This is a genomic window from Acidovorax sp. sif0632 (assembly GCF_019218805.1).
Taxonomy (GTDB): Bacteria; Pseudomonadota; Gammaproteobacteria; order Burkholderiales; family Burkholderiaceae_C; genus Acidovorax; species Acidovorax facilis.
This window is the reverse complement of the sequence record NZ_JAHUWW010000004.1, coordinates 316,846-329,095: the sequence shown is the minus strand read 5'-3', so window position 1 is coordinate 329,095 and position 12,250 is coordinate 316,846. Positions and strand designations below refer to the sequence as shown.

Annotated in this window: 12 protein-coding genes; 10 read left to right on the top strand and 2 right to left on the bottom strand. The window is 62.5% G+C overall.

The features are described from left to right. The first annotated feature begins 11 nt into the window (after window positions 1–11). The 3 genes from KW832_RS15170 (at window position 12) to leuB (ending at window position 1,968) form a co-directional block, all read left to right on the top strand. The gene (locus KW832_RS15170; protein ID WP_055399399.1) at window positions 12–143 is read left to right on the top strand and encodes an entericidin A/B family lipoprotein; all 132 of its coding nucleotides are present in this window, start codon (window positions 12–14) and stop codon (window positions 141–143) included. Between the two features lie 10 nt (window positions 144–153). Then, a complete protein-coding gene (gene leuD / locus KW832_RS15165; protein WP_218300570.1) occupies window positions 154–804 on the top strand; it encodes a 3-isopropylmalate dehydratase small subunit in 651 nt (216 codons plus the stop codon). Window positions 805–894: 90 nt separating this feature from the next. Further along, complete coding sequence (leuB, locus tag KW832_RS15160; RefSeq protein WP_218300569.1) at window positions 895–1,968, top strand: 3-isopropylmalate dehydrogenase; 1,074 nt, start codon at window positions 895–897, stop codon at window positions 1,966–1,968. An 82-nt stretch (window positions 1,969–2,050) separates the two neighbouring features. On the opposite strand, the gene KW832_RS15155 is transcribed toward leuB, so the two are convergent. After that, on the bottom strand, window positions 2,051–2,725 hold the full coding sequence (locus KW832_RS15155) for a dihydrodipicolinate reductase C-terminal domain-containing protein (RefSeq protein WP_218300568.1): 675 nt from the start codon (window positions 2,723–2,725) through the stop codon (window positions 2,051–2,053). Between the two features lie 247 nt (window positions 2,726–2,972). Between KW832_RS15155 and KW832_RS15150 the strand changes: the two genes are divergently transcribed. Then, window positions 2,973–3,191, top strand: coding sequence for a hypothetical protein (locus KW832_RS15150; protein WP_218300567.1), 219 nt, complete (start codon window positions 2,973–2,975; stop codon window positions 3,189–3,191). Between the two features lie 322 nt (window positions 3,192–3,513). Here KW832_RS15150 and KW832_RS15145 read toward each other — a convergent pair whose 3' ends face one another. Then, entirely contained in the window at window positions 3,514–4,065 is a 552-nt protein-coding gene (locus tag KW832_RS15145) for a hypothetical protein (protein ID WP_218300566.1), read from the bottom strand. A 339-nt stretch (window positions 4,066–4,404) separates the two neighbouring features. On the opposite strand from KW832_RS15145, the gene asd reads away from it, so the two are divergent. From asd to trpA, 6 genes are all read left to right on the top strand, one after another. Next, entirely contained in the window at window positions 4,405–5,535 is a 1,131-nt protein-coding gene (gene asd, locus KW832_RS15140) for an aspartate-semialdehyde dehydrogenase (RefSeq protein WP_121505776.1), read from the top strand. A gap of 289 nt (window positions 5,536–5,824) precedes the next feature. Continuing rightward, the gene (locus KW832_RS15135; protein ID WP_218300565.1) at window positions 5,825–8,476 is read left to right on the top strand and encodes a FimV/HubP family polar landmark protein; all 2,652 of its coding nucleotides are present in this window, start codon (window positions 5,825–5,827) and stop codon (window positions 8,474–8,476) included. A gap of 52 nt (window positions 8,477–8,528) precedes the next feature. Continuing rightward, on the top strand, window positions 8,529–9,347 hold the full coding sequence (gene truA, locus KW832_RS15130; protein WP_218300681.1) for a tRNA pseudouridine(38-40) synthase TruA: 819 nt from the start codon (window positions 8,529–8,531) through the stop codon (window positions 9,345–9,347). Then, a complete protein-coding gene (locus tag KW832_RS15125; protein ID WP_218300564.1) occupies window positions 9,344–10,096 on the top strand; it encodes a phosphoribosylanthranilate isomerase in 753 nt (250 codons plus the stop codon). Before truA ends, KW832_RS15125 begins: the two co-directional genes overlap by 4 nt. Further along, a complete protein-coding gene (gene trpB / locus KW832_RS15120) occupies window positions 10,074–11,357 on the top strand; it encodes a tryptophan synthase subunit beta (RefSeq protein WP_121420750.1) in 1,284 nt (427 codons plus the stop codon). Before KW832_RS15125 ends, trpB begins: the two co-directional genes overlap by 23 nt. Next, on the top strand, window positions 11,358–12,167 hold the full coding sequence (gene trpA / locus KW832_RS15115; protein WP_218300563.1) for a tryptophan synthase subunit alpha: 810 nt from the start codon (window positions 11,358–11,360) through the stop codon (window positions 12,165–12,167). Window positions 12,168–12,250 lie beyond the last annotated feature (83 nt).

Here is a 12,250-nt window from a genome sequence, read left to right as displayed (position 1 = left end):
AGGAGCCCGCCATGAAGAAAATCGCCGCCATCCTCATCGCACTGTCTGCCGCCTTGCTGCTGGGCGGATGCAACACCGTCAAGGGCGTAGGCCAGGACGTTCAACGGGCAGGGGGCGCACTCGAACGCGCCGCCAACAAGTAACAAGGCACCCATGCAGAAATTCACCTTACTCAAGGGCCTGGTGGCCCCGATGGACCGCGAGAACGTCGATACCGACGCGATCATCCCCAAGCAGTTTCTGAAGTCGATCAAGAAGACCGGCTTTGGCGTGAACCTGTTTGACGAATGGCGCTACCTGGACCACGGCGAGCCGGGCCAGGACCCGGCCAGCCGCAAGCCCAACCCCGACTTCGTGCTGAACCAGCCGCGCTATGCAGGCGCCTCCATCCTGCTGGCACGCAAGAATTTCGGCTGCGGCTCCAGCCGCGAACACGCGCCCTGGGCACTGGACCAGTTCGGCTTTCGCTCCGTGATCGCGCCGAGTTTTGCCGACATCTTCTTCAACAACTGCTTCAAGAACGGCTTGCTGCCTATCGTGCTGCCCGAGGCAACGGTGGCCCAGCTGTTCGATGAAGTGCACGCCTTCCCCGGCTACCAACTCACCATCGACCTGGAGCGCCAGGTCATCGTGCGTCCGCAAGGCGAAGAAATTCCGTTCGAGGTGCAGGCCTTCCGCAAGTACTGCCTGCTCAACGGCTTCGACGACATTGGCCTGACCCTGCGCCAGTCCGACAAGATCAAGGCGTTTGAAGCGCAGCGCCTGGCGACCAAGCCCTGGCTGGCGCACACCATGGTGTCGTAAGACACCGCAGGCATCAAAAAATATCATTTAAATTGGCCTCTAGCGCTTTATCCATAAGCGGTAGCAGCTATCAAAATCAAAGCAAATTCAATGAAAATCGCAGTTCTGCCGGGTGACGGCATCGGTACCGAAATCGTCTCCGAAGCCGTGAAGGTTCTGGAAGCCCTGGACCTGAAGTTCGAGATGGAATCTGCCCTGGTCGGCGGCGCCGCCTACGAGGCCCACGGCCACCCGCTGCCCGAATCCACCCTGAAGCTCGCCAAGGAAGCCGACGCCATCCTGTTCGGCGCTGTGGGCGACTGGAAGTACGACAAGCTCGACCGCCCCTTGCGCCCCGAGCAGGCCATCCTGGGCCTGCGCAAGAACCTGGGCCTGTTCGCCAACTTCCGCCCCGCCATCTGCTACGAGCAACTGGTGGGCGCATCGAGCCTCAAGCCCGAGCTGATCGCGGGCCTCGATATCCTCATCATCCGCGAGCTGACGGGCGACATCTACTTTGGCCAGCCGCGTGGTCGCCGCGTGGCCACCGATGGCCACTTCCCCGGTGCCGAGGAAGCCTTCGACACTATGCGCTACAGCCGCCCCGAGATCGAGCGCATCGCCCACGTCGCCTTCCAGGCTGCCCGCAAGCGCAACAAGAAGGTCACCAGCGTGGACAAGGCCAACGTGCTCGAAACCTTCCAGTTCTGGAAGGATGTGGTCACCGACGTGCACAAGGAATACCCCGACGTCGAGCTGCAGCACATGTACGTGGACAACGCGGCCATGCAGCTGGTCAAGGCCCCCAAGGCGTTTGACGTGGTGGTGACCGGCAACATGTTCGGCGACATCCTGTCGGACGAAGCCTCCATGCTCACAGGCTCCATCGGCATGCTGCCCTCGGCCAGCCTGAACAGCAGCAACCAGGGCCTGTACGAACCCAGCCACGGCAGCGCCCCCGACATCGCCGGCAAGGGCGTGGCCAACCCATTGGCCACCATCCTGTCGGCCGCGATGATGCTGCGCTTCAGCCTGAACCAGGAAGCAGCCGCCCAGCGCATCGAAACCGCCGTGCAAAAGGTGCTGGCGCAGGGCCTGCGCACGCCCGATATCTACAGCGAAGGCACCACCAAGGTGGGTACGGCGCAGATGGGCGACGCGGTGGTGAAGGCGCTGACGGCCTGATCCCCCGCTCAGCGGTCACAAAAAAAGCGCCGGACACTCCCGGCGCTTTTTTCTTGTGGATCCGTGGTACTGCCCGTACCGCCTACAGCCACCCGTTGTCGATGAATTCGATGATGGCGTAGCGCCGGTTCTCCAGCGGCCGCTCGCGCACGGCTGCCACGATGTGCGCAACGCCCTCTGCATACGGCGCATCGCCATAAACACGGGTTTCCAGCGTCACGCTGCAAGCCCCATCCTCTATCAGAACCTGGTGGTAGGCATGGCGGCCAAGATGTTCTGAGGGAATCTGCAGCACGCGCTGCTGAACCTCGGCATCGCGCACGGACCGGATATCACCGGGCACCAGACCCAGCGCCTGCGCCATGCTCACGGCCGTACCCGGCACCGACGACTTCTGAGCCTGGTGCGACTCGGTCAGCCCGATGCGATAGCCACGGAACAAATGCCCACTGCGCTCCAGCATGGCCATGAACTTGAGCATGAGAAGGTTGGTGTTGGGACACAGGACCACGGGAAAACCTACAGCCAGGTGTTCCAGCGCTGATCCCGTGGACAGCTCCACCAGGGGAGAGCATGTTGATTCACAGAACGCGCTCACCGCTTGCAGCTCCCGGCCCGAGCCTGCATGCACCACCACCGATTTTTCTGCAGGCAGCCCCCCGGCGGCCCAGGGCACAATCTGGCCAGCGTCCCCAGAGGGCAGCGCCCCCAACAGCTCCCTGGCCAGCTTGCCAGACCCCACAACGATGACTTGCATTTTTCCACTCTCGATGAATCGCAGACAAAGCGATAGGCAGGACTGTAGTGCGGTGCAGACCATGGGCGGGGGCTCCACGCGAAGTCACTGGCATTTTTCCAATGTCTCGCGCAACGGTTCGTCCAAGGCTTGAGCGTGGCAGGGGCTTGTCGCGAATGAAACACAACCGAAAGACGTACTACCAGATGGCAATAGCACCAGACAGCGTGAACACCGAACGCAGGCGATAGCGGAGTTGGTGTGCGATATGCGTATTCGCCAACCCCGGCTGGGCACTCGCAAGCTGTGCCCCATGTTGCGCGAGCCGTTGGCGGGGCAGTGGAACGGGCTTGGGCTCGATGCGCTGTTTGACGTGCTGCGCGACGAAGGGATGCTAGTGCAGACGCGAGAGGTCTATCACAAGACCACTAATTACCACCACTGGTTTCGCCAGCATCTGAAACCTCTCAAGGCGCGCCATCAGTAAGTGCAGGTCACTACCATCGACCAGTAGTGGTGGCTGACGTCCTCTACCTTGTGACCGCCGAGAAGTTCGTCTACTTCAGCTTGGTCACGGATGCTTATTGCAGACCAATCCCGTGGCCCAAACCTAGAAAATGGTCTCGCGTGCGCGCCGAAGTGACAAACGCTTGGTGCGCGATTCGATCAGGGTCTACAACAACGAGGGACCCCGTTAATCGCTGAAAATGCAAACGCTCGATGCGGCGCATCGAGCATCCTTGATCGGCATCTGTCGGCTTGAATCGACATACCAGGTTTCAACCTCGTGCAGGACACCTAATACAACCCTACTTCGGTAATAACAGGGCCTTAAAGCGAGGATCAGTAACAGCCTTAGTAAGTGTTCCCTGCACGGCTGGCGCAAACGCGTCAGCGACGTTTTTGCAAGCACTCCAAGCATCCCAACTCGTGTCAAAACGATGGCTGTTTTCCACACGTAATGTCTGTCCATTGCTAGAAGTCAACGTCAAACCGATTTCCCAGCTCGCGGGACTTACAGAACTAAACGTGAGCCTGTCGACCGTTCCACCAATGGAGACGGGCGCATTGCTTGCATACGCTTTTGCCAAAAATAGTTCCTCTTGAAGTGCTTCCTGAATAAACTGGGCAGCCGTTTTCCCCGAGCCAAACGAAACAGGACCATTCGCGCGACACCACGGACTCCCCTCTACGCCTGGAGCGGATACGAAATCAACAGTCTTCACTTTTGCACCAGCATCGCGAACATAATCTTCAATTGCCACAACGTTTTTTGTAGACGCCTTGTATTGCACTGGCGAGCTAGTGGTGGAACACCCAGCCACTAAAACAACCCCTACGAAACCAACTACAGCAGTCATTTGGCGTATCAATTCGAACCCCTTGAAATACTTAGAAACAGAAGGATATCACTGCTTCAGGACCGCATCGCTCTGAACAATAGTGAGAGTGAGCACACCGCGCTCTAAGGGGACAGGAGCGTTCGCACTGCTACAATGCCAACCCATGTTTGCCGCCCACACGTTCGCCCTGAACATTGCACCCGCCGCCACGGCCGGTGTGGCTGCGCGCGCAACCATCACCAAAACCACGACCATTAAGGGCTGACTCAGCCTGGTTCGTCGTGCGCCCTTCCTGGCCAGACGAGCCAGGCGAGCAGTCCGGTCTGGCACTGTTTCTTACTTAGAAAGGGCGTTGAAATGAGCAAGTTGGTAGGGTTGGTCGGCTGGCGCGGCATGGTCGGCTCGGTCCTGATGGACCGCATGGAACAAGAGAAGGACTTCGATCTGATCGAACCCATGTTCTTCTCCACCTCGAACGCAGGCGGCAAGGCCCCTGCCCAAGCCAAGAACGAGACTGCACTGCAGGATGCGTTCAACATCGAGGCTCTCAAGCGCTGCGAAATCATCATCACCGCCCAGGGCGGTGACTACACCTCTGAAGTGTTCCCAAAGCTGCGCGCCGCCGGCTGGAACGGCCACTGGATCGATGCCGCCTCCACCCTGCGCATGGACAAGGACGCCGTGATCATTCTCGATCCGGTCAACATGCCCGTCATCAAGAACGCCCTGGCCAACGGCGGCAAGAACTGGATTGGCGGCAATTGCACCGTGAGCTGCATGCTGATGGGCGTGGGCGCTCTGTACAAGGCAGGTCTGGTGGAATGGATGAGCACCCAGACCTACCAGGCAGCATCAGGCGGCGGCGCGCAGCACATGCGCGAGCTGCTCACGCAGTACGGCACGCTGAACGCCGAAGTGCGCGCGCTGCTCGACGATCCCAAGAGTGCCATCCTGGAAATCGACCGCAAGGTCATCGCAAAGCAGCGCAGCCTGTCAGCCGCTGAAACCGCCAACTTCGGCGTACCGCTGGGCGGCTCGCTGATCCCCTGGATCGACAAGGACCTGGGCAACGGCATGTCCAAGGAAGAGTGGAAGGGCATGGCCGAGACCAACAAGATCCTGGGTATGGGAGAGGGCTTCAACGCCTCCGCCATTCCCGTCGATGGTTTCTGCGTGCGCGTGGGCGCTATGCGCTGCCACAGCCAGGCGCTGACTTTCAAACTCAAGAAGGATGTGCCCGTGGCCGACCTCGAAGCCATGATCGCCGCCGACAACCAGTGGGTCAAGGTGGTGCCCAACACCCGTGAAGCCACCATCCAGGACCTGACCCCCGTGGCGGTGACCGGCACCATGAACATCCCCGTGGGCCGCATCCGTAAGCTGGCCATGGGCCCGGAATACGTGGGAGCTTTCACCATTGGCGATCAGCTGCTCTGGGGCGCCGCCGAGCCCCTGCGCCGCATGCTGCGCATCTTGCTCGACGCCTAAGCCAGCAATCCCCAAAAAGCGCGCACGGCCCTCGCCGTGCGCGCTTTTTTACGCCCGGCACCTTGACACACTCAGTTACGCCACGTTGGCAATTGGCAACATTTGAATGCCCCAATCTGGTGCGTCTGAACCTCGCTCAAAGCTTCGGAGCCACCTCAGCTTGTCAGTGCAAAACATTGATGCTATGGTGCTTTTTACATATTTTCACGCGCCGGGGCGGGACCAGACCATGAGAAAAAAAGCACCGCTCGACCGAGCCGCACAAAAACCTAATCAGTTGTTGGCAAACATGCATCGTTGGAAATTTTCTGTCCTGGCGGCTGCGGCCGTAGCGTCGGCTGGCTTTTACGCTGGCGACGCCTCGGCCCTGGCGTTGGGCCGCATCACCGTGCAGTCTGCCTTGGGCGAGCCTTTGCGCGCCGAAATTGACCTGCCCCAGATCACCCCCGCGGAAGCCGACACCCTGCGCGCTACGACGGCTACCCCGGAAGTTTTTCGCGCCCAGGGCATGGAATACACGCCCGCGATCAACAACCTGCAAATCCAGCTGCAGCGTCGCCCAGACGGCACCGCCGTGCTGCGTCTGACGAGTGATCGCCCGGTGAACGACCCCTTCCTTGATCTGGTGCTGGACGCCAACTGGGGCTCGGGCCGCATTGTGCGCAGCTATACCATGCTGTTTGACCCGCCAGCACTGCGCCGCGCAGCACCGAATGTGACGGCGTCCCCTCAGATCTCGGCACCTGCTGCCCCATCGGCGCCCGCCGTGCGCGCACCGGTCGCCCCGCGCGCCACCGAATCCTCTGCCGCTGCTGCACCGCCAGCACCACGCCCGGCAGCAGCTGCCCCTCGTCCAGCCCCCGCAGACGGCGTCAAAGTGCAGGCCGGTGACACCGCTGGCCGCCTGGCGAATGCCTACCGCCCCGCCAGCGTGTCTCTGGATCAGATGCTGGTTGCCATGATGCGTGCGAACCCGGACGCATTCATTCAAGGCAATGTCAATCGCCTCAAAGCTGGCGCAGTACTGCAGATGCCCGATGAAGTTGCGGCGCAGGCAACCCCAGCCCCCGAGGCACGCCAGATCCTGGCAGCCCAGGCCAAGGATTTCAACGAATTCCGCCGCAAGCTGGCAGGTGCCGCCCCGACCACGGCAGTGGCCGCTGCCGAGCGCTCTGCGTCGGGCACGGTGCAGACCCGCGTGGAGGACAAGAAACCTGCCACGACCGCACCCGACAAGCTGACGCTGTCCAAAGGCTCCGTGAAGGGCCAGAAGGCCGCCGAGGACCAGCTCGCCAAGGACAAGCAAGCCAGCGAGGCCGCCACCCGGATGGCCGAACTGTCCAAGAACATTACCGACCTGAACAAGCTGGGCGCAGCATCGGCCGCTGCTGGCAGTGCCGCGCCCGCTGGCGGTGCCAGCGCCCCCGCTGGCGTGGCCGTGCAGGCCCCCGCAGTCCCCGCCACGCCTACAGCACCCGCCGCGCCTGAAACACCTGCGTCGGCCCCCGTGCCCCCAGCCAGTGCCCCAGCGGATGTTGCCGTTCCTGCCGAGGCGGCCTCCGAACCCGCCTCTGCACCGGCTCCCGTCGCATCCGCACCCGCAGCCCCCGTACGGATGCCTGCGCCAGCACCAGCCCCTGTTGAAGAGCCGAGTTTCCTGTCCGGCCTCATGGACGATCCGATCCTGCCCTTGGCCGGTGGTGGCCTGCTAGCCCTGTTGCTGGGTTATGGCGCTTACCGTGTGGTGCAGCGTCGCCGCCAGAACGCTGGCGTAGACAGCTCGTTCCTGGAAAGCCGCATCCAGCCTGATTCATTCTTCGGTGCCAGCGGCGGACAGCGCGTGGATACCGCCAACAGCGAAATGACGACCGGCTCGTCCATGGCCTACTCCCCGAGCCAGCTAGATGCTGGCGGCGATGTGGATCCCGTGGCGGAGGCAGACGTTTATTTGGCCTATGGCCGCGACCTTCAGGCCGAGGAAATCCTGAAGGAAGCGATTCGCCACAATCCGGCCCGCGTGTCGGTCCATGTGAAGCTCGGCGAAATTTACGCCAAGCGCCAGGATCGCAAGGCACTGGAAGCGGTGGCAGGGGATGTGTTCAAGCTGACGCAGGGCGAAGGCCCGGACTGGAACCGCATTGCCGAACTCGGCCGCGACCTGGACCCCGAAAACCGCTTGTACCAGCCTGGCGGCCGCCCCGGCATGGCCGAGGACGAATCTCCATCGCTGCCCCCAGGTGGCTTCCCGAGCACCTTCACGGGCGGTGCTGGCAATGCGGCGGCCACAGCGGCACTCCCCCCCGATCTCGACCTGGATCTCGATCTGGACCTGCCAGATGACGCACTGACCGACGCTCCCTCGGTGGCACCAGCACCCCCAGGCGGGTTTGCAGCGGCGGCCGCTGCAGCTGCGGCCGCAGGTGGCACCCGTCGCACTACGGACGCCGATGCCAGCGATGAACCACAAACACTGCGCCCAGAACTGGATTTGCCAGAGCTGCCCTCTGCAACGGCACCAGCCTGGGGTGGTCAAGATACAGCTCCCGGCCCGATGATGGCCCCTCCACCCGTCGCCAACCTCGACTTCCCGAGCGCAGACGACCTGAGCATGGCGCCATCTGGCCCCATGCCGCTGGCAGGCGACGCCAAGGATTCCGGCCCCATGGAATTTGATCTGGGCGAACTGTCTCTGGACCTGAACGCACCGTCCAAGCCCATGGCAGCCCCTGCGGCCAAGGCACCCGCTCCGGCACCCGAGTTCGTCGATGACGGCTCGGCTGCGGCGCAGGATGATCCGCTGGCTACCAAGCTGGCATTGGCCGAAGAGTTCAACGCCATTGGCGACACCGACGGTGCTCGCACGCTGATCGAAGAAGTGGTGGCCGAATCCAGCGGCGCCCTCAAGACCCGCGCCCAGCGTATGCTGGCCGAACTGGGCTGATGCAGCCGGGTTCTCTCACGGCGCGCTTTCCCCACCCCCAGGCCGCCCCATGATGCGGGTGGCGCTGGGTGTCAGCTACAACGGACAGGCATACAGCGGCTGGCAAAGCCAGCTGTCGGGCAACACGATTCAGGACAAACTCGAAGCGGCCCTGGGCCGCTTTGCCACGCACCCTGTCAGCACTTTGTGTGCAGGCCGTACCGACGCAGGTGTGCATGGATTGATGCAGGTGGTGCACTTTGACACGCCGCTGAACCGCCCGCCCTCCTCCTGGGTACGGGGTACCAACACCTTTCTTCCTGCCGATATTGCCGTGCAATGGGCGCAGCCCGTGCCGGACGGCTTCCATGCCCGCGCCAGCGCGATCGCGCGGCGCTATGCCTATGTGCTGCTGCAGTCCCCCGTGCGGCCGAGTGTGGACGCGGGTCGCGTGGGCTGGGTTTTCCATCCGCTGGACCACCAAGCGATGCGGCAAGCTGCGGACTACCTGCTGGGCGAGCACGACTTCACCTCGTTTCGTGCGTCGGCGTGCCAGGCCAAGTCCCCCGTCAAGACCCTGCAGCGCATCGACATTACGCGCCGGGGTCTGGGAGAACCACACCCGGAGCTGGGCTGGAGCCCCTGCTACTGGCGCTTTGAGTTCGAAGCCAATGCGTTTTTGCACCACATGATCCGCAACATCATGGGCTGCCTGATTGCCGTGGGCCAGGGCAACCAGCCTCCTGAATGGGTGGCGCAGGTGCTCGCCGCCAAATCCCGCGATGCGGCAGCGCCCACGTTTTCGCCGGATGGGCTGTTTTTTCAAGGCCCGGTCTATGACGCCGCCTGGGGCTTGCCCCAGCGCACGGCTGCGTATGATTGGTTGCCATGAACGCACAAGACATCTCCAAGCTGCCGCATGCACGCACCCGCATCAAAATCTGCGGCCTGACCCGCGAGCAGGACGTGGACGCCGCCGTGGCGGCAGGCGCCGATGCAGTGGGTTTCGTGCTGTATGCCCCCAGCCCGCGTGCGGTAACACCCGAACGCGCAGCACAACTGGCCAGACGCCTGCCGCCCTTTGTCACCCCAGTTTTGCTGTTCGTGAACGAATCCGCTACCAATGTGATAGCTACCAGCGCTTTAGTAGCAGGCGCTACGGTCCAGTTTCACGGTGATGAATCTCCCCAGAATTGCCTGGCCGCCACCCACCAAGGCGCACGCCCCTACCTGCGAGCCGCCCGAATTCCCCTGGGCGACGGTGCGGCCAGCTTTGACCTCGTAAAATACGCCCACGATTACTCTCACGCCCAGGCCATCCTGCTCGACGCCCATGTCGAAGGTTTTGGCGGCAGCGGCAAGGCATTCAATTGGTCACTCCTTCCACCAAGCGTCAGCTCTCACCTCGTTTTGTCTGGTGGACTCACGCCTGCAAACGTGACCGATGGCATTTTGCAAGTCCGTCCGCGGGGTCTCTCGCTGGCGGTTGATGTCAGTTCCGGCGTCGAAGCCGATGGCCCCGATGGAAAGCCCATCAAGGGCATCAAAGACGCACTGAAGATCCAACGCTTCGTTGCCGCCGTGCGGGCGGCCGATGCACAACTTGCAAAGAATCCCCATGAATTCCTATCAGCAACCTGATACTTCCGGCCATTTCGGCCCCTACGGCGGCAGCTTCGTCAGCGAAACCCTGACCCACGCCATCCAGGAACTGCGCGAGGCCTACGCGCGCTACCAAAACGACCCCGAGTTTCTGGCCGAGTTTCACTACGAACTCAAGCACTTCGTCGGTCGCCCATCACCCATCTACCACGCAGCCCGTACCAGCCGCGAAATGGGTGGCGCGCAGATCTACCTCAAGCGCGAAGACCTCAACCACACCGGCGCCCACAAAATCAACAACGTGATCGGCCAGGCCATGCTGGCCAAGCGCATGGGCAAGCCCCGCGTGATTGCAGAAACGGGCGCAGGTCAGCACGGCGTGGCCACGGCCACCATCTGCGCGCGCTATGGCCTGGAATGCGTGGTGTACATGGGTGCAGAGGACGTCAAGCGCCAAAGCCCCAACGTGTACCGCATGAAACTGCTGGGCGCCACGGTGGTGCCCGTGGAATCGGGCAGCAAGACGCTGAAAGATGCGCTCAACGAGGCCATGCGCGACTGGGTGGCCAATGTGGACAACACCTTCTACATTATCGGCACGGTGGCAGGCCCACACCCCTACCCCATGATGGTGCGTGACTTCCAGAGCGTGATCGGCAAGGAGTGCATCGACCAGATGCCCGCCATGTTGGCAGAGCAAAAGGTGCTGGGCGACCAGCCCGATGCCGTGATCGCCTGCGTGGGTGGCGGCAGCAACGCCATGGGCATCTTCCACCCCTACATCCCGTTCGAGAAAACGCGCCTCATTGGCGTGGAAGCGGCAGGCGAAGGGCTGGAGTCGGGCAAACACTCGGCATCGCTGCAAAAGGGCAGCGCGGGCGTGCTGCACGGCAACCGCACCTTCATCCTGCAGGATGACAATGGCCAGATCACCGAAACTCACAGTATCAGTGCAGGTCTGGACTATCCGGGCGTGGGCCCGGAGCACGCCTGGTTGCAGGAAATCGGTCGTGCCGAATACGTCGGCATTACCGACAAGGAAGCTCTGGAAGCCTTCCACTACCTGTGCCGCACCGAGGGCATCATCCCCGCGCTCGAATCCAGCCATGCCGTGGCCTACGCCATGAAACTGGCCAAAACCATGCGCCCTGACCAATCGATCCTGGTCAACCTCTCGGGCCGTGGTGACAAGGACATTGGCACCGTTGCCGACCTGAGTGGCGCCGATTTTTACTGCCGCCCCAGCTGCCAGGGGCAGTCCGTCAAGGGCGGCGAGCAATCCATCAAGGTGGTGAAGTAAATGAGCCGTATTGCATCCACCTTCTCTGCCCTGCAAGCGCAGGGCCGCAAGGCACTGATTCCCTATGTGACCGCTGGTTTCCCCTTCGCCGACATCACCCCTGCACTCATGCACGGCATGGTGGAGGCCGGTGCCGACGTGATTGAACTGGGCGTGCCCTTTTCCGACCCCATGGCCGATGGCCCGGTGATTCAAAAGGCGGGCGAAAAAGCCCTCAGCCTGGGCATTGGCATGGTGCAGGTGCTCGACCATGTGCGCGAGTTCCGCAAGCGCAACAGCACCACACCCGTGGTGCTGATGGGCTATGCCAACCCCGTGGAGCGCTACGACCAAAAGCACGGTGGAGGTGCCTTTGTGCGCGATGCCGCAGCCGCTGGCGTGGACGGTGTGCTCATCGTGGACTACCCACCCGAAGAGTGCGAGACCTTTGCCGCCAGCCTGCGTGAGCACGGCATGGACCTGATCTTCCTGCTGGCCCCCACCAGCACCGATGAGCGCATGGCCCAGGTGGCGCGCGTGGCCAGCGGCTACGTGTACTACGTGTCGCTCAAGGGCGTGACCGGCTCGGGCGCGCTGGACACCTCGGCCGTGGAGCAAATGCTGCCTCGCATCCGCCAGCATGTGACGATCCCCGTGGGTGTGGGCTTTGGCATTCGCGACGCAGCCACCGCCCAGGCGATTGGCAAGGTGGCCGACGCCGTGGTCATTGGCAGCCGCATCATCCAGCTGATTGAAGACCAAGAGCACGCCAAGGTGGTGCCAATCACGATCGACTTCCTGCGCGGCATCCGCAAGGCAATGGACGCGTAGACGCATAATGCAGCCCGGCGCGCCGCCCTCATCGGGGCACGGCGCGCCACAGATTCCACCCGGCCTGCCCCCTGCGGCGCCCC